20 protein-coding genes are annotated in these 25,168 nt (G+C 45.7%); 6 read left to right on the plus strand and 14 right to left on the minus strand.

Translation table 11 applies throughout. The annotated features are described in order from the left end of the window. Positions 1 to 93 precede the first annotated feature (93 nt). The gene (locus NIASO_RS04795) at positions 94 to 3,330 is read left to right on the plus strand and encodes an error-prone DNA polymerase (RefSeq protein ID WP_008583027.1); all 3,237 of its coding nucleotides are present in this window, start codon (positions 94 to 96) and stop codon (positions 3,328 to 3,330) included. Positions 3,331 to 3,576: 246 nt separating this feature from the next. On the opposite strand, the gene NIASO_RS04800 is transcribed toward NIASO_RS04795, so the two are convergent. Continuing rightward, entirely contained in the window at positions 3,577 to 4,185 is a 609-nt protein-coding gene (locus tag NIASO_RS04800) for a dihydrofolate reductase family protein (protein WP_008583025.1), read from the minus strand. A gap of 179 nt (positions 4,186 to 4,364) precedes the next feature. On the opposite strand from NIASO_RS04800, the gene NIASO_RS04805 reads away from it, so the two are divergent. Beyond that, a complete protein-coding gene (locus tag NIASO_RS04805) occupies positions 4,365 to 5,492 on the plus strand; it encodes an acyltransferase family protein (RefSeq protein ID WP_008583024.1) in 1,128 nt (375 codons plus the stop codon). Between the two features lie 11 nt (positions 5,493 to 5,503). Here NIASO_RS04805 and NIASO_RS04810 read toward each other — a convergent pair whose 3' ends face one another. Next, complete coding sequence (locus tag NIASO_RS04810; RefSeq protein ID WP_008583022.1) at positions 5,504 to 6,721, minus strand: metallophosphoesterase family protein; 1,218 nt, start codon at positions 6,719 to 6,721, stop codon at positions 5,504 to 5,506. 119 nt (positions 6,722 to 6,840) lie between these two features. Between NIASO_RS04810 and NIASO_RS04815 the strand changes: the two genes are divergently transcribed. After that, positions 6,841 to 8,121: a M28 family peptidase gene (locus NIASO_RS04815; protein WP_025298719.1), complete on the plus strand. Its 1,281-nt coding sequence runs from the start codon at positions 6,841 to 6,843 to the stop codon at positions 8,119 to 8,121. 133 nt (positions 8,122 to 8,254) lie between these two features. Next, positions 8,255 to 8,746 carry a hypothetical protein gene (locus NIASO_RS04820; protein ID WP_157547198.1) on the plus strand — a complete coding sequence of 164 codons (492 nt, stop codon included), beginning with the start codon at positions 8,255 to 8,257 and terminating at the stop codon, positions 8,744 to 8,746. Between the two features lie 224 nt (positions 8,747 to 8,970). Here the strand turns inward: NIASO_RS04820 and purB are convergent, their stop codons facing one another. Further along, entirely contained in the window at positions 8,971 to 10,308 is a 1,338-nt protein-coding gene (gene purB / locus NIASO_RS04825; protein WP_008583016.1) for an adenylosuccinate lyase, read from the minus strand. A gap of 62 nt (positions 10,309 to 10,370) precedes the next feature. Here purB and NIASO_RS04830 point away from each other — a divergent pair, with 62 nt between their 5' ends. Further along, the gene (locus NIASO_RS04830) at positions 10,371 to 11,132 is read left to right on the plus strand and encodes a menaquinone biosynthetic enzyme MqnA/MqnD family protein (RefSeq protein ID WP_008583014.1); all 762 of its coding nucleotides are present in this window, start codon (positions 10,371 to 10,373) and stop codon (positions 11,130 to 11,132) included. 33 nt (positions 11,133 to 11,165) lie between these two features. Here the strand turns inward: NIASO_RS04830 and cysM are convergent, their stop codons facing one another. The 3 genes from cysM to NIASO_RS04845 form a co-directional block, all read right to left on the minus strand. Next, the gene (cysM, locus tag NIASO_RS04835; protein WP_008583011.1) at positions 11,166 to 12,038 is read right to left on the minus strand and encodes a cysteine synthase CysM; all 873 of its coding nucleotides are present in this window, start codon (positions 12,036 to 12,038) and stop codon (positions 11,166 to 11,168) included. Positions 12,039 to 12,227: 189 nt separating this feature from the next. Then, positions 12,228 to 13,061, minus strand: a complete 834-nt coding sequence (locus tag NIASO_RS04840) for a serine O-acetyltransferase (RefSeq protein WP_245605229.1) — start codon at positions 13,059 to 13,061, stop codon at positions 12,228 to 12,230. A 62-nt stretch (positions 13,062 to 13,123) separates the two neighbouring features. Beyond that, a complete protein-coding gene (locus NIASO_RS04845) occupies positions 13,124 to 13,888 on the minus strand; it encodes an SDR family oxidoreductase (RefSeq protein ID WP_008583008.1) in 765 nt (254 codons plus the stop codon). 133 nt (positions 13,889 to 14,021) lie between these two features. On the opposite strand from NIASO_RS04845, the gene NIASO_RS04850 reads away from it, so the two are divergent. Continuing rightward, a complete protein-coding gene (locus tag NIASO_RS04850) occupies positions 14,022 to 14,654 on the plus strand; it encodes a class I SAM-dependent methyltransferase (RefSeq protein ID WP_008583006.1) in 633 nt (210 codons plus the stop codon). A 46-nt stretch (positions 14,655 to 14,700) separates the two neighbouring features. Here the strand turns inward: NIASO_RS04850 and NIASO_RS04855 are convergent, their stop codons facing one another. From NIASO_RS04855 to NIASO_RS04890, 8 genes are all read right to left on the minus strand, one after another. Beyond that, positions 14,701 to 16,071, minus strand: coding sequence for an FHA domain-containing serine/threonine-protein kinase (locus NIASO_RS04855; RefSeq protein WP_008583003.1), 1,371 nt, complete (start codon positions 16,069 to 16,071; stop codon positions 14,701 to 14,703). A 201-nt stretch (positions 16,072 to 16,272) separates the two neighbouring features. After that, positions 16,273 to 17,031, minus strand: coding sequence for a hypothetical protein (locus tag NIASO_RS04860; protein ID WP_008583002.1), 759 nt, complete (start codon positions 17,029 to 17,031; stop codon positions 16,273 to 16,275). Next, positions 17,004 to 17,162 carry a hypothetical protein gene (locus NIASO_RS20160; protein ID WP_008583001.1) on the minus strand — a complete coding sequence of 53 codons (159 nt, stop codon included), beginning with the start codon at positions 17,160 to 17,162 and terminating at the stop codon, positions 17,004 to 17,006. The genes NIASO_RS04860 and NIASO_RS20160 overlap by 28 nt, the downstream gene beginning before the upstream one ends. 94 nt (positions 17,163 to 17,256) lie before the next feature. Beyond that, positions 17,257 to 21,303: an FtsW/RodA/SpoVE family cell cycle protein gene (locus NIASO_RS04865; protein ID WP_008582999.1), complete on the minus strand. Its 4,047-nt coding sequence runs from the start codon at positions 21,301 to 21,303 to the stop codon at positions 17,257 to 17,259. A gap of 3 nt (positions 21,304 to 21,306) precedes the next feature. Continuing rightward, complete coding sequence (locus NIASO_RS04870) at positions 21,307 to 21,540, minus strand: hypothetical protein (protein WP_008582998.1); 234 nt, start codon at positions 21,538 to 21,540, stop codon at positions 21,307 to 21,309. 2 nt (positions 21,541 to 21,542) lie between these two features. Further along, a complete protein-coding gene (locus NIASO_RS04875; RefSeq protein ID WP_008582996.1) occupies positions 21,543 to 22,436 on the minus strand; it encodes a PP2C family protein-serine/threonine phosphatase in 894 nt (297 codons plus the stop codon). A gap of 172 nt (positions 22,437 to 22,608) precedes the next feature. Then, entirely contained in the window at positions 22,609 to 23,562 is a 954-nt protein-coding gene (locus tag NIASO_RS04885; RefSeq protein WP_008582994.1) for a hypothetical protein, read from the minus strand. A 62-nt stretch (positions 23,563 to 23,624) separates the two neighbouring features. Continuing rightward, positions 23,625 to 25,130 (minus strand): serine/threonine protein kinase, encoded by a 1,506-nt coding sequence (locus NIASO_RS04890; RefSeq protein WP_008582993.1) that lies wholly within the window; start codon positions 25,128 to 25,130, stop codon positions 23,625 to 23,627. Positions 25,131 to 25,168 lie beyond the last annotated feature (38 nt).

Genomic DNA, 25,168 nt, shown 5'->3' on the forward strand with positions numbered 1-25,168 from the left:
GACACGGTTGAAGACATCCTTTTCCGCCTTTCCGGCGAACCATGTGCCACAACTTTTGGTAACCCGATCTATGATGCTATCATAAGCTAAAAAATGCATTATACGGAATTACAAATAACGACGAACTTCAGTTTCCTGCGCGGTGGATCGCACCCGGAAGAACTGGTACAATATGCGGCCGGACTGGGCTACACAACCCTTGCTATTACGGATCATAATACCCTGGCAGGTATTGTGCGCGCGCATGCCGCGGCAAGGAAAATTAAAGACAAAGATGGGAACCAAAAGATACACCTCATTCCTGCCTGCCGCCTGGACCTGGCTGATGGTCCGTCCCTGCTGGCTTATCCTACAGATATAAAAGCCTACGGCCGCCTCTCTGCCTTATTAACACTGGGAAACCTGCGTACTGAAAAAGGGAAATGTATTTTATACAAAGCCGATGTATACAGCCATGCCGAAGGCCTGCTTTTTATTATGATCCCCCCGGATGCGCTGAATGCGCAATTTGATTTTGAAGCAACTTTTATAGAAGTGCTGAACGAGTATAAAAAAGAATTGGGCCATCGCCTGTACTTAGCGGCTTCATTTATTTACCAGGGACAGGATGTAAAAAGAATGCACCGTTTACATCAATTGTCTTTATTATACAAAGTACCGCTGGTAGCAGTTAATAATGTGCACTACCATAGCCCTGCCCGCCGGGAGCTGCAGGACATCCTTACCTGCATCCGCGAGAAATGCACCATTCAAACAGCGGGTTATAAGCTCTGTCAGAATGCGGAGCGCTACCTGAAGCCGGAAAAAGAATTGCAGCGCCTGTTTCGCCATTATCCCGATGCGATAGCGCATACACAGGAAATTGTTACTGCCTGCCGGTTTTCGTTGGATGAGCTGCATTATGTGTATCCGGAAGAGCTTACCAGCGAAGGACGCACGCCTCAACAGGAGCTGGAGTTTTTAACCTGGCAGGGCGCCCGGGAAAAGTTCGGAACGGATATACCGGAAAAAATAAAAGCGGCTCTTAATGAAGAACTGGCATTTATAAAGCGAAAGAATTATCCTTCTTATTTTTTAACCGTATATGATCTGGTGCGCTTTGCCCGCAGTAAGGACATCTTATGCCAGGGGCGCGGTTCTGCGGCTAATTCGGTGATCTGTTATTGTTTGGGCATTACCGCTGTAGACCCTATACAAATAAAGTTATTGTTTGCCCGGTTTATGTCGGACGCGCGCGATGAACCACCCGATATTGATGTGGATTTTGAACATGAACGGCGGGAGGAAGTGATGCAGTATATCTATGAAAAATACGGACGGCACCGGGCAGGCATTGTTGCCACCGTTACCCAGGTGCATTGGAAGGGCGCCGTGCGGGATGTGGGCAAAGCGATGGGACTATCTGTAGATGCAGTAACGCATTTATCGAAATCGGCATATGAATTTACGGAGGAATGGTTCGCGGGCAAAGCTTTGTCCAGTGATGGTTTTAGCGCCAAAGACCCCCATCTGCTGAAAACGCTGGAATTAACCCAACAGTACATGGGATTTCCGCGGCAACTAGGGCAGCATACCGGCGGTTTTGTGATCACCCGGGGGCGGCTGTCCGACCTCTGCCCTGTCCTGAACGCGCGCATGAAAAACCGCACCTGTATTGAATGGAATAAAGACGATGTGGAAGCCCTGGGCTTTTTAAAAGTAGATGTGCTGGCCCTGGGCATGCTAACCTGCATCCGCAAAGCGTTTGACCTGGCCCGGCAGCATTATGGGCTTCAGTTAACGTTGGCCAATATTCCGCAAAAGGATAAAAAAGTCTATGAAATGATCTGTCATGCAGATACTATTGGGGTTTTCCAGATCGAAAGCCGTGCCCAGATGTCGATGTTGCCGCGCTTAAAACCTGAGAACTTTTATGATCTGGTCATTGAAGTGGCCATTGTGCGGCCCGGGCCTATACAGGGTGATATGGTGCATCCTTATTTGAGAAGGCGCGAGGGGTTGGAAAAAGAAGTATATCCCAAAGAAGAATTGCGGGAAATATTGGGGCGTACCAAAGGCGTTCCCCTGTTCCAGGAACAGGCCATGGAAATTGCCATTGTAGCTGCCGGTTTTACTCCGGCCGAAGCGGACGGCCTGCGCCGCAGTATGGCCACTTTTAAGGCACAGGGGCAGGTAAGCCAGTGGCGGGAAAAGCTGGTACAGGGAATGGTAAAAAGAGGTTATGAAGAGGAGTTCGCACTGCGTGTTTTTAAACAATTGGAAGGCTTTGGCTCTTATGGTTTTCCGGAATCACATGCCGCCAGCTTCGCCTTGCTGGTATATGTTTCTGCGTGGATCAAATGCTATTATCCTGATGTGTTTGCCGCAGCGCTGTTAAATAGTATGCCCATGGGGTTTTACCAGCCGGCGCAAATTGTGATAGACGCCCGTAAACACGGAGTGCCCGTATTACCGGTGGATGTTAATTATTCTGCCTGGGACAATACGCTTGAAAAACAATCCAAAGGTTTTTGTGCGGTGCGTCTGGGCTTTCGCCAGGTAAAGGGGTTGAAGGAAGATGATTGTTTGTCGCTGTTAGCACAGCGGAAAAACGGTTATACAAACATCCATCATCTGCATGATGCGGGCATGACGCAAGCAGCACTGGAACGACTGGCCGATGCTGATGCCTTCCGGTCGTTGGGGCTGGATCGCCGGCAGGCATTATGGGAAGTAACTGCCCTTGCCGACAAACCCCTTGGCGTATTTTCCGGACAGGCCTCACCAGGTGCAACGGAACCTGTTATATCCTTGCCGGAATTAAGCCTGGCAGCACATGTATTGCAGGATTATAATAGTACTACCCTTTCCTTAAAAGCACATCCTGTAAGTTTTGCACGACGAATGCTGACCGTTGCAAACTGTGCCCCTACGCAACACCTGTCGTTATGGCCTGATGGTGCTTTTGTACGGGTGGCCGGCCTGGTACTGGTACGACAGCGGCCACAAACCGCTACCGGTGTCTGTTTTATCACCCTTGAAGATGAAACGGGCATTGCCAACCTGGTGGTATTTCATAAGGTATTTGAAAAATACCGCAGAGAGATCCTGCAATCACGACTATTAATGGTGACCGGCAAGCTGCAAAAAGAGGGTGAAGTGATTCACGTGGTGGTGCATAAATGTTATAATCAAAATGTCTTGCTACAAGCAATGACTGAGACTGAAACGCCCGGCTTGCAATTCAATACAATCTCTTATATGAATGAAGCAACTCCCGGAGGGCAACAAAAAGAGTTGCTGCAAAAAGCAACGCAGGGTGAATTGTTCCCTTCAAGAAATTTTAAGTAATTGCTGAAATATTTTCTTATGTAAATATACCCTTACTCCTTTATCGGTTTTCTGGCGAACGGGAGACTTTTGTGACAACAATAGTACCATTCTGCTACGCGTCGCCCCAGTCTTCTGTGTTCCACCAGGATACCAAACCAACGCCGGTTTTGCTTTTAATGCCCAGTCACCGTGTTTTTTAAGGTAGCCATGCCTAAAGGTGCTATTTCTTTAAAGCACTACTTATTTTTCATCCGCTAATTTTATTTAAACCCCTATTGTTCCCGTCTTTACCTCCCCTGCCCGTTTATAATTGGCGAAAATAACACCACCCGGAGTAATGGCCGATTCCGTTAACGCAAATGCAGCAGGGATAGGGCCATCAGCAAATAAGTTTTTTCCTTTGCCCAGCGTCAACGGATAAATTTTAAGCCAGAGCTCGTCCACCAGGTCATGCTTTAGCAGCAACTGAACCAACGCGCCACTGCCCCAAACTTTAATCGCAGAACCCGTTGAATTTTTGAGCTCCCGGATAGCTGCCAGATCAGTTAAAACATGAGAGTTGTTCCACGCCGTAACAATCGGGTCCGACTGTTGTATCGTATTGGACAAAACGTATTTATTCACCTCCATAATGCCGGGCCAAAATGTGGCATGTGCCGGCCAGTAACGGGCAAAGATCTCAAATGTTTTTCTGCCCAAAAGAAGGTCTGCCGGTTCCATCTGTTTCAGCATCAGCTTACCGGAAGCTTCATCATCGTAGGGCGCAGACCAGCCACCAAATTTAAAATCTTCTGAGGGGTCCTCTTCCGGACCACCCGGCGCCTGCAGTACGCCGTCCAGCGTTATAAATTCTGTTACAATTATCTTTCTCATAGTATTTTTATTTATTCAAATTTAGACCACAAATACTGCGCCACTGCAGTGCAAATGCGACAATCACAGTTGCTGAATGCGAAAGCTGTCCGCGGTTATAATTACTATTAATTGATCGGGCATTGATATGATTTTGTATATTCGAAGGATTCGAACCATTATCCATAACGATTGTAACGATGCAAAACATTGTATTTAACGACACAAAAAAACACTACGAAATTTTAGACGGGTTAAGAGGCGTGGCAGCCCTGCTGGTAATATTGATGCACGTATTTGAAGTGTTTGCCAACGGCGATCACAGTAAACTGATCATTAATCACGGTTACCTGGCGGTGGACTTCTTTTTTATGCTTTCGGGTTTTGTAATTGCGCACGCTTACGACGACCGGTGGAATAAAATGACCTTGAAAGGCTTTTTTAAAAGACGCCTGATCAGGCTTCATCCGTTGATCCTGGTGGGTACGACTATCGGCGCTTTACTTTTTTATTTCCAAAAATCTTCTATGTTTCCCAATATTGCCGGAACAGGCCCGGGAATGTTTTTGCTCACCATAATTGCAGGATATCTTATGTTGCCGATGCCTGTTTCTATGGACATCAGGGGCTGGACGGAAACTTATCCGTTAGATGGCCCGGCCTGGTCTTTGTTTTTTGAATATCTGGCGAATATTTTATATGCTATTATTATCCGGAGGTTTTCTACAAAAGTGCTTGCTGTACTAGTGTTTATTGCTGCAATTATTTTGCTCCAGTTTGCCCTTACCAGCCCCACAGGCGATCTTGTCGGTGGATGGGCCTTAAATGAAGAGCAACTGCGCATTGGATTCACCCGGTTGCTGTTTCCTTTCCTGGCGGGATTGTTACTATCAAGAATTATCAAAATAAAAAAAATAGCGTACGGATTTTTGTTTAGTAGCCTTATGCTTATTGTAGTACTGGCTATGCCCAGAATAAGCGCCAACGGGCCACTGTGGCAGAACGGATTGTACGAAGCCCTGTCTATCATCCTGGTGTTTCCGCTTATCGTATATATTGGTGCCTGCGGAACAATAAAAAATGCTACCGCGAAACGGTTCTGTTCTTTTCTGGGGGATATTTCCTACCCTTTATATATTACACATTACCCGTTAATATATCTTTCCACCGCTTGGGTAACCAATCATAAAGTGCCCTTGTCCGAGGCCTTTCCCCTTTGCATCCTCATCGTCTTTATAGCTATTGGAATTGCTTATCTGAGTTTGAAATACTACGATATACCGGTGAGGAGATGGTTATCAGACCGGTATATGAAAACACGAAAATAATTTCAAAAAAATTATACCAACTTATTGGTCGTAAGATTCACTTTTACTGAATCGTAAAGCACCGTGTTTGTTTTCACTTGGTAAAAGTTAAAACTCAGGAATTGAGGCGATGCTGTGACCAAAAGATAACCGTAGCCGGAAAGGGACTGATCAAAACTAACGCCACCGGTTTTTTTCTTCGATGGCTTTGTGACGGGATCAGCATTACGCCCGCCGGTACCCGCAACAATAAACGGTATCTGCAGGCTTTTTTTGTTGAAGGAAATAGTACGCGTGTAGCGCTGATAATTGTGTGAATGGCCCGCCAGCACAGCATCCGGCATGATACCTGCTTTAGTACAAGCGTCATCAATGCCCGCCAGCATTTGTGCGCTTCCACTATGACCACCATTACTATAAGGCGGATGATGTGTAACAATGACCAACGCTTTTCTTGCATTTTTTGTGCGTTGCTGCTGGATGGTTGTCAATGCCTGCTGCAACCAGTTTTTTTGTTTTTGACCAACAATAGCATTATCTGCAATATAACCCGGGTTTTCAGCGATATTGGAATAGAGACCGATGATATCAACAAACGGGGCATCCAAATGCCAGTAAACGCCCGGCTGACTTGGCATTTCCCTGTAGATCGTGCCCGCCGCAGGTGGCACACCCGGAGCAGGTTGACAAAAATTCCTCATAAACGCTTCGAGTGTTGTTTTTTGCCCCGTGCTGGTTCCATCGTATTTGAATAGCTCCCCGTCATGATTACCCGGGATAGCAATTATTTTGCCCGGATAGGTTTTATACGGAACATAAAATTGTTCGTGGTAGCCGCTATCTGTATTGTTATAATAATTTACATCTCCCAAATGGAGAAAAAAAGCAGGCGAATGTTGCGGAGCCGAAATAGAATAATCTTTAGTCATCGCGTTCGTCACAGCCATCTGCTGAATATTATTCGGATTCCAGGTATCTCCTACAGCGTGAAATTTTATTGACCCCGCTGTAATAATTTCATTAGTGCCTTGCTGCCCGATTATGTCAGCCAGCGTCATAGTGGGGTTTCTTTGAGGGTCGGGTATCGGGAGTAATTTTGTGGCAATATAGTCGGTCATCCTCCTGCCTACTCCCCTGATCAGGGGCCGTTTTTCCGGGGGAAGGGTTGTGAAAAAAGGTTGCGCAAACCGAAAAGAATCGTGGGTACCTGTTTGCTCTTTGATCGAGTTTTTTTTAATTTGTCTTTTCATGCTAACCTGTATTTACCATTAGTAATAAAAAACCACAGGAAACTGTCAGCACTACGCCTTGGTAAGTTATGAAATTCTCTCTGAATGATCAAAAATCCCTACCTTGCCTTTTAAAAACAATGCACTATCGACTTATAACCTTAGCATCACTGCTCCTCCTGTTGAATGCAACCGCTGCTTTTGCGCAACAAACCGGTACTGTTTTTAATCCGGCCACTACAAAGGATATTATTCAGTCCCTCGCGGCTGATGACATGAAGGGACGGGCGGTTTTTTCACCAGAGATCGATAAGGCAGCCCATCTGATTGCAGCTTCCTTTGAAAAAAGCGGATTACAGCCATTAACAGGTACTTCTTTTCTACAACCCTTTTCCGTATACAGTGCCGCCTTTAAAGGTCTTACCGCCACGATCGATCAAAAAGAATTTTCCAGGGATAATATTATCGTAATAACGGGGCAGCCAGAAATTGCGGTTACAGAAACATCCGGCTACCGGATAGAACATATAAAAAGTGGCGATAACCTTTTTCGTGCTGCAAGTGGGTTTGTCCGGAATAATGCAAATACAATTGTGCTTGTGGACGCCTCCTTTTCAGAAAATTTTAAACGGCTTATTGCTTTTAAAAGAAACTTTTTCAAACGGGATTACTCCACCCTATTCATTCTGGGCAATCCCGAAATGAAGACCTTTTCTATAAAGGCATCACATACCATTAAAGAAAACAAACTGGCAAATGTTGCAGGCGTATTGCCCGGCAAATCAAAAAAGGATGAGTACGTCGTTTTTTCCGCGCATTATGATCACCTGGGGATCGGAAAGCCGGAGAATGGCGATTCCATATATAACGGAGCCAACGATGATGCTTCCGGAACCACAGCGGTATTAATGCTGGCCGATTATTTTGGTAAGCTGAAAAACAATGAACGTTCTATTATTTTTGCAACCTTTACGGCGGAGGAATCCGGCGGGTTTGGATCACAATATTTCAGCAAACAACTGGACCCGGCAAAAATTATGGCAATGCTGAATATTGAAATGATCGGCACCGACAGCAAATGGGGTAAAAATTCGGCGTATATTACGGGTTTTGAAAAATCAAACCTCGGAACGATCCTCCAGAAAAACCTGAAAGGGACCGGCTTTTCGTTTTACCCGGACCCCTATCCGGATCAGCAATTATTTTACCGGTCCGACAATGCAACGCTGGCCCGGCTCGGCGTTCCCGCACATACCATTTCCACTTCAAAAATGGATAATGAACCGCATTATCACAAGCCTAGTGATGAGGTAAAGACACTTGACCTGGATAATATGACGCAAATTATCCGTTCCATCGGATTAAGCGCTGGTTCTATTATTTCAGGGGCAGATACGCCTTCGAGAGTTACAGGCGAATAAAAACGGAAGCCCTGTGAGGTTTTGGAAACCTCACAGGGCTTCCGTTATGTAATTATATCCACAATTGCATCATAACCCAAAAGCAATTATGAATATAAGCATCCCTGTTCCCTGCCATGAAGACTGGAACCAAATGAAACCGGAAGATAGAGGCCGCTTTTGTGGAATTTGTGCAAAAACAGTAACTGACTTTGCAGGTATGACCGCTCAGGAAATCAGTGATTTCCTGATACGAAACCAGTCTGAAAAAATATGTGGGCGCTTTACTGACAGGCAGTTAGCTATGGAATACGACGAAAACATTCAGACTATTGCGATCCGTATTGCCCAAACCGGATGGCCCCTCGTCAAAAAAATGGCAGCCATTTTCCTGTTCCTTTTTTTATTATCGCATCCCGGTCAGGCACAGTCTGTAAACAAAAAGCCACCGGGCTTTGCTTCAACAATAAATGCAATAACCATCCCAAAGAGGGATTCACTTGTTACCACAGACAGCACTGTTACATCTGTAGATCCGTCTCAATGTATCGAGGGGAAGCTCGGTCGGGTTATTATGACATCTGAAAAAAAGAAAAACGAAAAACAAAAAAGATCCGGAAAATACAAAACCACTCTTCCGTACTAACCGGAGAAGTAGTGGTAGTTGCCGGAATGGTAAAAATTGACTGACGCTAAATGAAAGAAGCCTGCGATAATGGACCGGAATCAGTTTTATTAAAATGTATAAACGTACATGGTTTGTGAAGACACAAATCATTGCCTCGCCACGGTCAGTGTCTTCACAAACCGAAAAACGGCCAATTCATTATGCGATCTTGACCTGACCTCGACGGAGACTTTATAGGTCTGTTAAAATTTCGCTACGATCCCTGTATAATTATGCGGCGTTATTTTGCGCAGTTCATTTTTGAGATCGGCTGAAATTTTTAATCCCTTAATAAATTCATGAATGGTTTGTTTGGTGATGCTCGCTTTGCCCCTGGTAAGCGCTTTCAATGCTTCATAAGGATTCGGATATTTTTCCCGGCGCAGGATCGTTTGGATCGCTTCGGCAACAACCGCCCAGTTGTCTTCCAGGTCCTGTTTTAATTTTGCTTCATTCAACACCAGTTTGCCCAATCCTTTTTCGATGCTACGGATCGCAATGATCGTATGGGCAATGGGCACTCCGATATTTCTTAAAACGGTGCTATCTGTAAGATCTCTTTGCAGGCGGCTTATGGGCAGTTTGGCTGAAAGGTGCTCCAGCAGTGCATTAGCAATGCCCAGGTTTCCTTCGGCATTCTCAAAATCGATAGGATTTACTTTATGCGGCATGGCAGAAGAACCTACTTCACCAGCCTTGGTTTTCTGTTTGAAATAATCCATGCTGATGTAGGTCCAGATATCCCGGCATAGATCCAGCAATATCGTATTGAGCCGTTTAATACCATCGAAATGCGCTGCAAGATTATCGTAATGCTCGATCTGTGTGGTATACTGCATGCGTTGCAAGCCTAATATTTCATCTACAAATTCATTCGCGAATTTGATCCAGTCAACTTTTGGATAGGCCACATGATGCGCATTAAAGTTGCCGGTGGCACCGCCAAATTTTGCTGCAAACGGAATATAGGAGAAGAGCTGGATCTGGTTTTCCAGGCGCTCTACAAACACCATGAATTCTTTTCCCAATTTTGTGGGAGAGGCAGGCTGCCCGTGGGTTTTAGCTAACATGGATACCTCCCGCCATTGCCGGGCCTGTTCTTTTAGAACGGATTGCAGATTTGCATACGCCGGTATCAGTTCCTGCTCCACGCTGCCTTTCCATAGCATGGGAATGGCAGTATTATTAATATCCTGGGAAGTGAGGCCAAAATGGATCCACTCCTTTGCTTCTTTCGCATCCGTTTTATCCAGCTCGCTTTTTAAAAAATATTCAACGGCTTTTACGTCGTGGTTGGTTATCTTCTCAATCTCTTTAATTGCCTTTGCCTGCTCCGTGCTGAAATTTTCGATCAGGGCCCGCAGGTGTTTTTTTGCCGATGCCGATAGTTTCAAAAATTTCTTCTCAGACAGGAAAAAAAGATATTCTACTTCTACGATTACCCGGTATTTTATTAATGCATATTCACTATAAAATTCTTCTAATTGCTGTACCTGTTTATGATAGCGGCCATCAATGGGCGAAATGGAGGTCAAAGACATATTTTATATTTGAAGTTTTTGGTTTGAGGTTTATTGTTATTTAAACCTTAAACAGACTAAATTTGCACAAAAATAAAGGATTCAGCGTGGAAGAAAAGATAAGAGTGGGAATAATTAATTATCTGAACACCCGGCCCCTGTTATACGGCTTACAACACCCTCCCATCAGCAAAAAAATAGAACTGATCGAAGACGTTCCGGCCCGGCTGGCAGCGATGCTTCAAAGTGGTCAAATCGATGTTGGACTGGTTCCGGTGGCGATTACAAAAAAGTTGCCGCAGTATTTTATCAATGGCAACTATTGTATCGGCGCCATTGGCGATGTAGCTTCGGTTTGTGTTTTCAGCCAGGTGCCGCTTAAAGAAATAAAGACCATTTACCTGGACTACCAGAGCCGCTCCTCCGTGATGCTTTGCAGGTGGCTGATCAAAAACCACTGGAAGATCGATCCGGAAATTATTGACGCACAAAATGAATCCTACATAGATGCTATTAAAGGTGCGGCAGCGGGGCTGGTGATAGGCGACAGAGCTTTACAACAGCGGAACCGTTTCGAATACATTTACGATCTTGCAGGTGAATGGAAAGCCTCTACAGGACTGCCTTTTGTGTTTGCAGCATGGGTCAGCACCAAAAAACTTCCAGAAGATTTTATAGCCGAATTTGACACTGCCAATGCGTTGGGACTGCAACAACTGGACAAAGTAATCGCGCAGATTCCAGAGGGCATTTATGACCTCAAAAAATATTATTCACATGATCTCAGCTATACCCTTGACAATGAAAAGCGTAAGGGGCTGGAAAAGTTCTTAGCGTTACTTTAATGTTTCGTTTTGCAGCCTGTATGCTAACGCTGTTTAACCAAAAAGATTGCTGCTCAAATACCGGTCGCCGCGATCACAGGCAATGAATACGATAATGCCGCTTTCTATTTCTTTTGATAACCTGATAGCGGCCGCAGCAGCGCCGCCGGAGCTCATACCTGCAAACACGCCTTCTTCTTTCGCCAGTTTTCGTGTGGTATCCACAGCTTCCTGTTCGCTGATATCCATGATCCGGTCTACCCGGCCGGGCTCAAATATTTTAGGAAGATAAGCTTCCGGCCAGCGCCGGATACCCGGTATAGAAGCTTCCGCTGTAGGCTGGCATCCTACGATCTGAACATTGGGATTTTGTTCTTTTAAATACCGGGAGCAACCCATAATAGTACCGGTAGTGCCCATCGCGCTTACAAAATGTGTAATGCCGCCGTTGGTGTCCTTCCAGATCTCCGGTCCGGTGGTTTTATAATGCGCCTTCCAGTTATCCGCATTCGCAAACTGGTTTAAAATAAACGCTTCTCCTTTTGCAGCTTTGGCTTCGGCATAATCGCGGCAGGCTTCTATACCGTTGAGTAAGGTTACCCGGGCACCAAAAGCTTCCATTGTTAAGGTGCGTTCCCGGGTGGATGAATCGGGCAGCACCAGCTCCAGTTCCAGGTTGTAAAAGCGTGCGATCATTGCCAACGCGATCCCTGTATTGCCACTGGTAGCTTCCACCATTTTATCGCCGGGTTTAATATCGCCCCGTTCCAGTGCAGAAGCGATCATATTCAGCGCGGCGCGATCCTTCACGCTGCCGCCGGGGTTATTGCCTTCCAGTTTGACAAACATTTTTACGTTTGGATTGGGATTTAATTTCCTTAACTCCACCATGGGAGTATTGCCGATGAGATCCAGTAACGAAGACATTGTAAAATGTAAAATATTGAATGTTGAATTAATAAATTTTGAATGAACAACAAGTTACAGGTTACGGGTTTCTGATTACAGGTTGCAGTACGCTATGAACTATTGACCATTGACAATTCGCCTTGCAGCCCCATGCACTGCAGCACAAGAGTGCGACGCAAGACGGATGCCACCTGCACCCCAGCCGGGCTACCCCAACAACTCCTGCTCCACCAGGTCTATGGACGGCCGGTGATACACTTTTGAATTGGGGGGAATGCTGCGGGTAAGCCAAACGTTGCCGCCCACGATGCTGTTACTGCCAATAACTGTTTCGCCGCCCAAAATGGTAGCATTGGAATAGATCACGACGCCGTCCTCCACTGTCGGGTGCCGTTTGCTGTTCATCATCGTTTTCTCCACGCTCAGCGCGCCCAACGTAACACCCTGATAGATCTTTACATGATTACCGATCAACGTAGACTCCCCTATTACCGTACCACTGCCATGATCGATGCAGAAATATTCACCGATAACGGCTCCCGGGTGTATATCGATGCCGGTAATACCATGCGCATATTCTGTGAGAATACGTGGCAGGTGCGGCACCTGTACTACCAGCAATGCATGCGCGATGCGGTAATGAGCGATGGCAAAAAATCCGGGGTAAGCCCGGATGACCTCGAAGCGGGTCTTTGCCGCCGGATCACCAGCAAGAATAGCCTCTATATCTGTATTCAGTATGCGATACAATTCCGGCAACTGTTGGAAGAAACTGCGGGCTTTAACAGCACCTTCCCGGCAGGTTTCGGTAACCGCTAACACAGCGGCGAGCTCTTTTTCTCTTAATCCGAATTTATGATCCACTTCCTCTGTGCTGATAGGAAAACAATCGGCCCGTTCGGGAAACAGCAAACAGATCAGCGAATCGGCCCAGGATGCAATCACCTGGTTGGGCGGTACCGATGGCACTCCTTTTTGCGATTCAAATATTTTCTGATAAAAATCTTTTTCTACATCATCCATACGCTGCAAAACTAACATAATAAATAGAAATGAACTAAACCGACTGTTCATTTAGAAAGCGCAATAAGCAAATAAGCGCTTTACAGCGACTGCCCACCGGAAACTTCAATACGTTGTGCGGTGATCCAGCCGGCATCATCGGTACATAAAAAAGCGACCACCCCGCCGACATCACCCGGCAGGCCTACGCGTCCCAACGCGGTAACGCCGGCTATATGGTCGTTAATTTCCTTATTGTCCCTTACATGGCCACCGCCGAAATCAGTTTCAATGGCGCCCGGCGCCACCACATTTACCCGGATCTTCCTCGGGCCCAACTCTTTGGCGAGGTACCGGGAAAGCGTTTCTACCGCTCCCTTCATAGATGCATATACAGAAGAGCCCGGCATCGTCATGCGCGCCAGGCCGGATGAGATATTAACAATACCTCCGCCATCATTCATAAAAGGCAATGCCTTTTGTGTTAAGAAAAATACGCCCTTGTAGTGGATGTTGAAAATAGCATCCAGTTGCGCTTCAGTGGTTTCGGCTGCCAGCGCATATAAACCCGTACCCGCATTATTAACCAGGAAGTCAAAACCCGCACTTCCGTACTCCGCCTGCAGGTAAGCAGTAAGCTCTTTAAAAAAATCGTCGAACGAGGATACATTACTTGTATCTAACCGGAAAGCCGCCGCTTTTTGATCAAGCGACTGAATGGCTGCCATAACACTATCTGCCGCTGCCTTATTGCTGTTGTAGGTAAATACTATATCGATTCCTTTTTTGGCCAGGCTGATCGCCATATCCCTTCCTAATCCACGGCTGCCGCCGGTAACCAATGCTATTTTGTTTTTTGCAGGCATATTATTCTTTTTATTATGATCTTTGAATTATTTATTATCTAAAAGAACTATTCTGCTAAACGCAGAACAAAATAAAAGGTTTAGCCAGATGGCAAAAAGTAATATAACATTAACTTCCTGTAAATAAAAGAACATGAAAGCGTTCGATAAAAAAAAGCATTGGAATTCGATTTATCAGTCAAAGGCCGCAAATGAAGTAAGCTGGTACGAGCAAACACCCGCCACTTCCCTGGCCTTTTTCAACCAGCTACAGATCTCCCGTACAGCAAAAATTATTGATATTGGCGGCGGCGATAGTCTTCTGGCCGATCATCTGCTGGCATTGGGTTATGAGCATATTACGGTGCTGGATATTTCGGAAACAGCGATACAAAAAGCAAAGAAACGGCTGGGGCAGCAGGCCAACCGGGTGCATTGGATTGTTGCGGATGCAGCACATTTTAAATCTGCGGAGCAATACGATGTGTGGCACGACCGGGCGGCGTTTCATTTTTTGACGAGCGACCAGGATATTTCCAATTATATAGAAACTGCGCAAAAAGGAATTGTCCCCAACGGTGTTCTAATTGTTGGTACTTTCTCCAAACAAGGGCCTACTACCTGTAGTGGCATTAAAATAAAGCAATACTCGCAGCGCTCGATGGCCGACCGGTTTAAAGCATTCTTTAAAAAGATACAGTGTATCACCATTGATCACAGAACGCCTTTTAATACGTTGCAGCATTTCGTTTTCTGCAGCTTCAGAAAACCGGCAGTCATAAACTGACGCCGTTGCCTCCTGGTAAAGGAGATCGACAGTTTGCCCAACCTCATCAGGACTGATGAAAGATCAATTTTGTATTTCCTACCCAGAAATAATCGCCTTCTTTTAAAGCCGCTTCTGTTGTAGCCGAAAGCCGGATGGTATTTTTATCAGTGTTAAAAAAGGTGCCGTTCTTGCTCGGCATTTTATCCTGCAAAAAATAAGTATAGCCTCCTTCAGCATCAGCCCTCCGGATGATCTGGCAATGATTTTTTGAGATAAACCGGTCGGAGGTTCTGATGCTAAAATCAGCAGTCTCCGCACCCGGCAGGTCGTTCCGGCGGCCAATAGTACTATAGTCTTTTTCAATAAAAAACTGCTGGGCTTCGGTAAGTATATTAGACTGTACTTCAAGCGATGCACCTTTTTTCTCCGCAATGGTGGGATCAATATCAATCACCGAACCGGGCGCTTCCTTCTCTGTGATCTCAATTTTTCCATCTAACCCGTTATAGAAAAACTGCGCTAACTCCCGCCCGGTTTTAAAGCGTTTGGCCGGTTCTTTTTCCAGACAGGTTTGTACCAGGAGTGCCAGCCATGCCGGAATGTCACAATCTTCTGCAGGTTCACTTGTTTTTTCCCGAAAGGCGTCCATCCTTGCGTCGCAAAGATCAGGCACCGGCGCGGCTTTATGCTTTTCCTCCAGCGCCGCCATTTCATTCGTTTGTTTATAATCTTTCACAGGAAACGGAACCGCACCCGTCAACAGTTCATAGATCACCACCCCAAGGCTATAAATATCCGAAGGCGTGTCCACCAATGCTCCGCGCCATTTTTCGGGCGCCTTATATTCGGCCATGCCATCTTCTTTCTTGCTATGACGTACGGCCGCCGGATCCACAAACGACAGCCCGAAATCGATCAATACATAGCGATACAACCCATCCTCATTTTTTGTACGGATAATATTTTTGGGATTGATGTCGTTGTGGATGATGGCATTCCTGTTGATAATGACCGAATCCGTTCCTTTACGTTGCGGCATATTCCCTGATACATAATAATGATGGCAATAACTCAGTGCCGAGGCCATTTGAGCAATCACATCCATTGTATCTTCTATTGAAAAATATCCGTCGCGTTGTAAAAGGGTTTCCAGTGTTTCGCCATCCACAAACTCCATTTCAAGAGAAGGCTTATTATCCAATATATACTCGCCATATATTTTTACAATATTGGGATGGTCCAGTTGCTTTAGTATTTCCACTTCATTCTTGAAGTCGGTGTATTCTTTTGCCGTTTCGCTGGTCAGCACAAAATCCAGTTGTTTCAGCGCCACCACATGCTCAGGATCTTCTTTGCTTCGCGCTTTAAATACAGCAGAGAATCCGCCGTGGCCGATCACTTTTAAAATATCATATTTCGATGCTAATTCCTGCATAGCTAACTACACACTTGTTTAAACTTATTTTCAACTACACCCAACACCACCGTCATTCCGACAAGCCCGCCAAAGGCGGATGAGGAGGAATCTCAATAGTAAAGAATGAGATTTCTCATCCTCCCCGGTCGTCCGGGCGGGGCTGACGCCGGATTCGAAATGACGATAATAAATAAAGATCGTATTTCATAAATACGCTACTTACGGCAACAAATAAAATTCCAAAACAACCGTATCATTAAAACAGATAGAATCCCCGTTCTTTAAAATATGCGGCACGGCAGCGTTACCCAGGCTCACCCCTGTAAAATCATCCAATGAAGTATTAAAAATTTTTATTTTATGCGAAGGGTTATTTAAAAACCGGGAACGATAGATCTTATAGGCCCCTATTTCCTTATCGAATACGATCATGGCGTGAGAGCGGCTGATGAAATTATTGATCTTATATTGCGGCTCGGCCTTTTCCTCGATCCCAACAAAAGCTATATCATTATGGATCTTCGGTCCGTTCTCAATTTTCGGATCCTTACACCTGCCTATAAAATAATGTTTCCCGGTGGGCTCCAGGATATACTCCGGCTCCCAAAGAATACCTTCTGTAGCCACCACGCGGGCCTTTATTTTCCGGAGCGATTCTTTTGGCGTCAGCACCTCAACCCCTATGCCTTCGGTAATTACCGTTACTTTGTCCGCATATGGAGACTCATGTACCAGCTCCAATAAAAGATCCTCTTTATACTGAATCCCGCGGGATTTAAATTCCCTTTTGATGCGGTTTATATAATTCCCATCCTTTATAAGCGTGGCCAGGCTTACGTTTTCAACCGCATTGTCCTTGTAAGCCGAATGAAATACCAGACCGGTAACCACCGCATCGCCATAGCCCAGCATGCGTATGGTATTACTGATGGCGCCCAGGGTGATCTCTTTCAGTTCTTCAATATTATCAATACGCACAGCAGCAGGTGGCGGGCTGACTGGTTTCCTTTCTTCAACAGGCGCATCCTTTTTTCTTCTTTGTCAAAAGAAGCATCATCCGCATTGAGCTTTTCCGAAAGTTGTTCCAACTTTTTCTTAAACCAGTTCATGTTGTAGGTTATTAGTTATAAGTTATCCGTTATCAGTCGTGAAATGTCAAACATCAAACCCGTCCGACCGGGTCGTCCGGTCGGGCATTTTGTATTAAAAATATCCGGCATTTTGTAATTGTTTTAAAATAGCTACCGCAAGGGTCTTGGCATATTCTGAGTTACCAATTTCTTCGATCCGGATCGTAAACGCAATAGGCGCGCCCAATTTTGGCGAGTGCACAAAGAACGTGTACCAGGAATCCGTTACCCGCTTTAATTCCGTTTTATTATTTCCTGTTTTTACAATCTTATCCCGCTCCGGGCTCCCTGTTTTTCCATGCACTTCCAGTCCTGATGCTGCGGCTACCTTAACCGATTGCTCCCGCATAAAATCACTGATCAACGGGGCTATTTGTGGTTGTTTGGTAATGGTTACCGGACTTGGAGCAATCAATTGGTTACTCCAGCTTTTAAATAGAAAGCGCGAAGGGTTCAGTATTCCGCTGTCGGACAGCGCCCCCGACATTTTTGCCATTTGCAACGGCGTTACCATCAGTTCGCCCTGACCCCAGGCAATGTCGGAATAGCGCGACTGCAGCCGCTGCCGCGTATTCATCAGCCGCTGATTATTGAAAATATTTTTTCCTTTTGCAACAAACTGATCCCATTCCTTGAAATATTTTTCACTGTTATAGTCCTCCGGACGTTGAAAGTGAAAACCGCCACGGTTCAGAATATTGATCCCCAGCGCATCATAAAGATTAAATAAAGAAGATTCCAGATTCTTGTCATTGGCCAGTTTGATGAAATACACGTTGCTGGAGCGCACAATGGCGGTGCGCATGTCCACATTCATATTTTCCGGTTCCCCCTTGTGGATCGCTTCATCCGGATAAACAAAATAGCTAAACTGTGCCGCCGCAGGGCCATACTGATTCATAGCGGCTGTTGCATCCAGTATTTTGATCGTAGAGCCGGGTCTTGAATTAAAGGTGATCCCGAGGTCTTGCGGTACCACAACGCGATCCTGGAAGATCTGTTTGAAAATCGTACGGTAATCCGACTGTTCTATATTACTGATCAGTTTCAGATCCTTGTAAGACGGTGCCGGGTTGGATGCCGAGGCCAAAACATCTCCCGTTTTTGCATTAACGGCTACAACCGATGTTCTGAATTGATTAGAAGCCGCTGTGCCCTGGATCACCGCATTGATCCGCTCATTCAGGGCTACATCCAGCGAAAGCTGGATATCCTTATTCTTATTATTTTGCTGTTCTACCCACTTGCCTTCCATTCCTTCTTTGAGGATCGGCACCAACGCACTGTAATTATAATTAACGAGCTCTGACTCCCGCATGGTTACCGGCAGGAAGCGGTCTTCCTTGTACCGGTCGGATGTTTTTTGTTTGGTGGTATAGGAAACGTCAAAGCCCTTCAACATTGTGTAATGCCGGTATTCCGCGGAATAACCAGCTTCTTCTTCATTCGCGATCTCCTTGTTGTAATCGCCCAGCCAGAACAGCAGATCCGGCCCGAAGGGATAATAGCGGTGCTGTTCCCGCTTCAATTGCTCTTCATACAGATCTGCATTGGCGCCCAACGGAATCAGGCGGCTCTTTTGCTTTTCAAACGCCGTTTTGCTGGAGGTCGCTAATAAAACGCCATTGCGATCGTAAATATTCCCCGAGCGGATCTGTCGCAAAAAAATACCAATGCGCGGGTTATAGCTATATTGCCAGGCTCCTTTCCGGTTGAGCACCAACGCGGGTTTTACAATATATTCATTGGATTTATACTGATACCAGAACAAGCTGCCGATAAAAAAAAGCAGTACGGCAAAAAAGGTTAATATGGCATAGGCATTTACATTATCATACCGCTCCTTTACATATTCCATTTCCAGCGCATCTCCCCTTTCGTTGGAGATAATGAGCACCCATATAAAAGCGAGCAATGTGATGATGATACCTGCATTGCCCTTACTTAAAAACGGAACCGAGATGCCCGTCATCGGGATCAATCCTAACGTTCCCGCAGTAATAAGGAAAAACTGGAGCATCGTCGCAATGGCAATGCCCGCAGCAAAATAAAACAGGAAGGGCTTTCCCGTTCTTCTTGCAGCAAGCAGCGTGCGGTAAGTAAGTAAGCCAAAAGCAAGAAAGATCGCGATCAAAGCCACCAGGCCCAATTCTTCCCCAATACTTTCCAGGATCATATCCGTATGATAGGCCGGCATTACACTGGCATAGCCTTTTCCCAGGCCCTGTCCAAAAAAACCGCCGGCATTTAACGACCAAACCCCCTGTGCTACCTGGTCGCCTCCCATGAGCTGATTCTCCCATATATCTTTAAACATTCCGTTACGATCGGCCAGGCGCTGTGTAAACTCAAAAGGCAAGGCCGCCAGGAGAATAAAAGAAGAAATGATCAGCACAATAAAAAAAATGGATTCATACCGCTTTTTAAAGAACGCGTAGGCAAAAGTGCCGATAGTGGCTATTAGCGCAACCAACGGCAGGAAATCATGCTGCGGCGAATTGATCCCTATTGAAGTGATCATTAATACTACCGCATAGATAACGGCAGCCAGCACCATGGGGAAAAATTCATTCTTTGCAAAGGAATAGAAAAAAAGAAAGGTGAGACATAAGACAACCGCGGGGCCCAGATCGCCCAATGCTGCGTAAATGCAAAGCAAAAAACCAAACAACAACAGCATCTTAATATTATTCTGTGTCAGCCAGCGGTTGTCGGGGATATTGCGCAGGTATTCCGATTTGACGGCAAAATAAGCCGCAAAAAAAACGACCATCAGCAGTTTGGATAATTCACTTACCTGGAACCCGAACAAATTTACTTTTACCCCACTGCCCTCCGGTCCGGTGCCGGCAACAAACAGGGCCAATAGCAGGAGAATGGACAACAGCAACCAGGAATAACCCCTGGGCGCTTTTAATTTATTTGCCTCAGGTAAAAAATTATAGACCGGGTCGAACCATTTCGAATGATAAAAGCGATTCACCGGATTGTCCTTAAGAAAGAACAAAAGCACCGATGCTACCAACAATACGCCCGTTGCACATCTTGCCATTCCCGTTCCATGGATAAAGTCGCGCAGCGGGTCCTGCATGCTATACAAAGCCAATACCCCCGTACCGGAAAGAAAGAACAATAAAGGAAGGATAAACTGGTCGCTCCGGTAATTTTTTAACCACAATACAACGTGAAAGACCCAGAACGACAACAGGAACAGGGCCAGGGTTTTGAAATATTCCTTTTTAAAATCATCCGGTGTCCGAACGGTAAAAAACTTATCATTTTTGATCTGGCGAAACTCTGTCCGGTCCAGCACGCGTATCCTGTGAGGCGCCCCTTTGAATTCAAAGGTCTCATCGCCTTTTATAGCCACAACACCTTTCGCCGGTCCAAAATCATAGCCCGGTTTTATGGCGATCACCCGATAGTTGCTCTCCTTTTTAAGATTATAAAACTCATAGGATCCGTTGGGATTGGTTCGCGCGAAAAATGCCTCCGGCTCGTCGCCGTTTTTTACGCTTAGCGTATCTAAATAACCCGATGGAAATTCTTCCGTTAATTTCACCAGCACGCCGCCGGCTGCCGTCTCCGGCTGTTGCACTTCCTGTGTAAAATGTATTTTCCCTTTAACCGATAAAGATGTTTTTTCATTTTGCACGGCAACCTGGTCCGGAAATTTTTGAGGATCTTTTGATTCCCCGGCATAAAGGGCACTGTCCATATCAAGCCTTGTGATCGCGTTCAGGAAGCGGAGCTTGCCCGATTCACTGGACGTATTTAAAAATTCAGTGGCGGGGATCATCAGGCTGTTTTTGTTCAAAGCGCCCAGGTTCGGCAAGGAACCTTCTTTATCGATGATGCCCTTTATTTTCCCGGCAATAAACTGGATATAGTTTGCATCCGTGAAATAGCCTCCTTTGGTAAGGATCTGTACCAGCACCGGGGTTTTTACGGGAGCTACAAGATTCAGCATCTTACCATTCGTATAACCCTGATCGGCTTCCGCAAAAGCCGCTCTTTTATTTTGATAAAAGACAAAGGCCATCCCGGCCAGCAACAGCGTTACGCAAAGCAGCAGGAGGCGTTCTATTCTGCGCGGGTATAATTTTATTTTCTTGTTCATGAATTAGTATCCTTGCAGCGCCTTTTTACGGGAGCTATCTCTAAAAATGGTATCTGTTGCATTAATAAGGGAGTCTGTTCTGTGTAAATGCGCAGTGTCAGGAGCAGCAATACTGTCTTTTTTTAATAGGGTGGAGTCAACTGCCGGGGGCGCTAGTGCCTCCTTTCGGAAGAAAGATCCTGTACCGCTCCAGTTTACCAGAAACCCTACTACGAACGCGATGATTACCGGAACCATCCTTATTTTTTTTTACTGATTGTTGCACTTGTTGTTTCTTGGTTCATAATTGTTGCTGTTTGCGCATTTTCGGCTTCAATGGGGACTTCGATCGTATTTTTGACCGATCGTTTTCTTCCCGGTTTTTTAGGAGCGGCGTAGGTGGCCAATACAACAGTAATATTGTCTTTCCCTCCCAATGCATTGGCCTTATCAATTAATTGCTGCGCTTTTTGCTGCAGTGTATTATTTGCCGAGAGGATAAGCACCATCTCTGCCTGGGTTACCAGGTCTGTTAATCCGTCGGAACAGAATAAGGCGATATCGTCCGGAAGGAAACTATGTTCCCCGATATCAAAATAGTTGTCGGAATCATTTGCATCCAGCAATAACTCCCCCACCATTTTATTGATCTCATTGCGACGCGGATGCTGCATGGCTTCCTCTTCTGTAAGGTAACCGCTATCCTCTTTCATTCCTACAGAAGAATGATCCCGCGTTATTTTCAGCATAGCGCCATTCCGGTATACATATCCCCGGCTGTCGCCAACGTGCGCCACATACATTAACTCTTTATCTGCATCCAGCACGGCTACAGAAAGCACGCAGCTCATCCGGCCCAGCTCAACGTTCTGCCGCCGGGCTTCATAAATAGCATTATTAGCCGCTACGGCCGCTTCTTTCAGTAATTGCAGTGGTGCGCCAAAACTAAAGTTCTGGAAATAGTCTTCAATCGTTTGCTTGGAGATCAACGCGGCTTCGGCGCCTCCTTCATAACCGCCCACGCCGTCAATAGCACCAATAAGCGCCCGGGATGCTCTGCTCCACAGCGCAGGAACGGCAATGAAATTATCTTCATTCTCTTCCCGCTTGCGGCCCAGGTCTGTTTGCGCATATACGTCGATCTTTCTGTTCATAATTTCACTTTTGATTGTAACAGAAATACAAGGATGATAAATAATAACATTACCGCGCCGATCATGGGTTCATTTTTAGTTGTAAAGTTTATTGGAAGTTGATTAATTGAAAAGTTAACAGGGGTAATCCTTTTTAAACATTTCAACCTGTAAACTTGTAAACGCACAACCCTCACACCATCGCTTTAAAATCCAGTTGAAAAATGCCACACACGATGGTCGATTCACTTTTTAACGGGTGCCATACCGGGTTTTCCCCTACGCGGCTCACCTCCAGCCGCTGTTCGTTTACAAAAGCCTCGGCAAACAAAGCAATGTAAAAAGCCCGCGCGTTATCATCATACCGGATCATCACATGTTCTTTTTGCAGGCTGCCACTGGGCTCATTAATGCACAACAACGTGGCCGTGCTGGTCATCCCTTCGATCGCCTTTGTAATTTTCAGTTGCTTTTCCCGCATCGGAAAACTATACCGCTGTTTATTCAGAACAAATTGTACGGTAGCTAATTTATCCGGCGCTGCGCTATTCCTGGAACCGGCAGGCGCGCCCTGCATTGTTGTAAAATCGCCCAGCAGGTCTTTATTAAATTTGACCCTGAAATGCCCTTTGGATAAAATATCAATATTGCTAAACGTGTTCGGGTTCAGATCGTATTTGGAATATTTAGAATGTTTGCTGCTAACCGAAACTTTTATATGTTCTGAAGAGAGTTCCGACCACGACTTTTCGGAGGTAGGTGTGCTAACTACCTGGATGGTTCCGGGCTCGATTTCGCTATTATCAATCCCCCGCTCCGCCGGGCAGTACTGAAAATCCCAATAGCTGCCAATGGGCTCATACCGGGGGTACTGGGTCTTGCGCTCATTGATATACTCATAAAATTCATCCAGAATGCCCTCGGTAATGCCCGCCAGGCGTAGTTCGGCATGCTTGTAATCTTCGGGCCGCATCAGGATCAGATAGCTGCAATCATACATCATGCGCTTGTTAAACGATTCGCGTTCTACCGTTTCCTTAAAGGAGACCAGGATCTGATCCACCAACGCCTGGTTGGTTAAACGTACCGTTTCTTCTTCTTCCTCTTCTCCATCGGGCAGCAGCCATTTTTTTAATTTATCAAACATAAAACCGGTTTATTTTTTTGCATTAATTTCTAAACCATTAAGAAGTTGGGAAAATCAGGTCATCACAATTTTTCTATACGCCGTTCCACGATGCGTACGATCTTCATTTCCTTATCAAAGACCATCGATACATCTATATTATAGGGGATCCAGTCATCTGCATCATTTTGTTTTATTTTATAAAGCATATTAAAATCAACGTACGTATTACCGTTGGGATTGTGCGTAAAGGTATAGGACGAATTGGGAATATCCGCGTCCGTAAAGCGCCATTTACCATGATACGCGGCACATTCTTTCTGGATCTCGGATAAAGATTCATCGCTTTTATTATAATACTGATCTACCGTATCATGAAAAAAACGCGATAAACTGCCACAATCCTGGCGGGTACGGTAATAATCGTTGATCTTGTTTTTTATATCCGTTTCCTGTTTGCCCAGGTCTTCACTGGTTATTACCTGCGAGGAAGTCATGGTATCTGGGTGGGTTTGCTCCGTATCCGGCGCAGCCGTTTCCGGCAAAGGAAGGTCATTGGTTTTGGGCGCCGGTCGGGCGATGGGTTTCTCCGTTCGTTTTTTGGAAGTCTCTTTATTGGAACCAAATAACCGGTCCTTGTTAATCGCCAGTAACACCAATACCGTTACGATAAAAAATACCAGGAAGATATAGCCCAGGCGATTGGGATCTTTCCGTTTTCCTGATGAAACAGGTAGTACCGGCCGGCTGTTGCGAACCGGCTCCGCCGGAACAGGTGTAAACAGCATGGTTTCATCATTTCTTGTTTCGTTGGCGCCGATCTTTCGTAACTCCCTTCGCCCTTCCGGTTTTTTGCCCAGGTAATCGCCCAATAGCCCGTTCCAGGGCACGGGCAGCAATGCCGTATCCAATGGCTTGCGCACAATATTTTCCTGGATCTCAAAATCAGAAATTTTAGACGCATCATAGGGCGCTACTCCTGACACCAAATGATAAAAAGTAACCGCGAGCGAATATATATCGGTTTTATAGGACAAGGTTTTTACGTCATATACCTGCTCCGGGCTCATGTACATGAGCGTTCCCATTCTTGACCCCGTTTGGGTAACCGTAACGTTATCCCGCAGCTTGGCGATGCCAAAATCAAGGATCTTTATTTTCCCCTCTTCGGTGATAAAAAGATTGGAAGGTTTTATATCCCGGTGAATGATGTTCTTGCGATGCGTGTATTGTAAGGCATCCACGAGGTCGTTCCACCAGTTGATCAATTGCTGGTTGGTAAACTGTGCTCCTTCTTTCATCAGGAGGGAAAGGTCCTTTCCCTCCAGGTATTCCATGATCATGCAGGGACAGCCGTTCACAGTAGAATAATCGTAAATATTCCGGATATGCGGATGGTTCAACTGCACCATCAGGCGGGCCTCATTTTCAAACCGGCTCACGATCTCCGGTGTTCCGCAAAAGCGCTGTTGCAATACCTTTACGGCCGCGGGTTTTTGCAGATAATTTTCTGCATACCAAACCTCGGCCATGCCTCCTTCACCCAGTTTGTATTTTAATTTGTAGCCGTTAATGGTCGAATTCTCCATACCTGACGTGCTTAATCCTCTGATGATCGTTTTACGGT

This window comes from Niabella soli DSM 19437 (genome assembly GCF_000243115.2).
Taxonomy (GTDB): domain Bacteria; phylum Bacteroidota; class Bacteroidia; order Chitinophagales; family Chitinophagaceae; genus Niabella; species Niabella soli.

Excerpts from the sequence above, each read along its gene's own strand:
- NIASO_RS04875 (WP_008582996.1), bottom strand. The coding sequence starts at position 22,436 with ATGAACAGAAAGATCGACGTATATGCGCAAACAGACCTGGGCCGCAAG.
- NIASO_RS04840 (WP_245605229.1), bottom strand. The coding sequence starts at position 13,061 with ATGTTAGTTTTGCAGCGTATGGATGATGTAGAAAAAGATTTTTATCAG.
- NIASO_RS04795 (WP_008583027.1), top strand. The coding sequence starts at position 94 with ATGCATTATACGGAATTACAAATAACGACGAACTTCAGTTTCCTGCGC.
- NIASO_RS04845 (WP_008583008.1), bottom strand. The coding sequence starts at position 13,888 with ATGCCTGCAAAAAACAAAATAGCATTGGTTACCGGCGGCAGCCGTGGA.
- NIASO_RS04810 (WP_008583022.1), bottom strand. The coding sequence starts at position 6,721 with ATGAAAAGACAAATTAAAAAAAACTCGATCAAAGAGCAAACAGGTACC.
- NIASO_RS04850 (WP_008583006.1), top strand. The coding sequence starts at position 14,022 with ATGAAAGCGTTCGATAAAAAAAAGCATTGGAATTCGATTTATCAGTCA.
- NIASO_RS04815 (WP_025298719.1), top strand. The coding sequence starts at position 6,841 with ATGCACTATCGACTTATAACCTTAGCATCACTGCTCCTCCTGTTGAAT.
- NIASO_RS04800 (WP_008583025.1), bottom strand. The coding sequence starts at position 4,185 with ATGAGAAAGATAATTGTAACAGAATTTATAACGCTGGACGGCGTACTG.
- NIASO_RS04865 (WP_008582999.1), bottom strand. The coding sequence starts at position 21,303 with ATGAACAAGAAAATAAAATTATACCCGCGCAGAATAGAACGCCTCCTG.
- NIASO_RS04885 (WP_008582994.1), bottom strand. The coding sequence starts at position 23,562 with ATGTTTGATAAATTAAAAAAATGGCTGCTGCCCGATGGAGAAGAGGAA.
- cysM (WP_008583011.1), bottom strand. The coding sequence starts at position 12,038 with ATGTCTTCGTTACTGGATCTCATCGGCAATACTCCCATGGTGGAGTTA.
- NIASO_RS04820 (WP_157547198.1), top strand. The coding sequence starts at position 8,255 with ATGAAACCGGAAGATAGAGGCCGCTTTTGTGGAATTTGTGCAAAAACA.
- NIASO_RS20160 (WP_008583001.1), bottom strand. The coding sequence starts at position 17,162 with ATGAACTGGTTTAAGAAAAAGTTGGAACAACTTTCGGAAAAGCTCAAT.
- NIASO_RS04855 (WP_008583003.1), bottom strand. The coding sequence starts at position 16,071 with ATGCAGGAATTAGCATCGAAATATGATATTTTAAAAGTGATCGGCCAC.
- NIASO_RS04890 (WP_008582993.1), bottom strand. The coding sequence starts at position 25,130 with ATGGAGAATTCGACCATTAACGGCTACAAATTAAAATACAAACTGGGT.
- purB (WP_008583016.1), bottom strand. The coding sequence starts at position 10,308 with ATGTCTTTGACCTCCATTTCGCCCATTGATGGCCGCTATCATAAACAG.
- NIASO_RS04870 (WP_008582998.1), bottom strand. The coding sequence starts at position 21,540 with ATGGTTCCGGTAATCATCGCGTTCGTAGTAGGGTTTCTGGTAAACTGG.
- NIASO_RS04805 (WP_008583024.1), top strand. The coding sequence starts at position 4,365 with ATGCAAAACATTGTATTTAACGACACAAAAAAACACTACGAAATTTTA.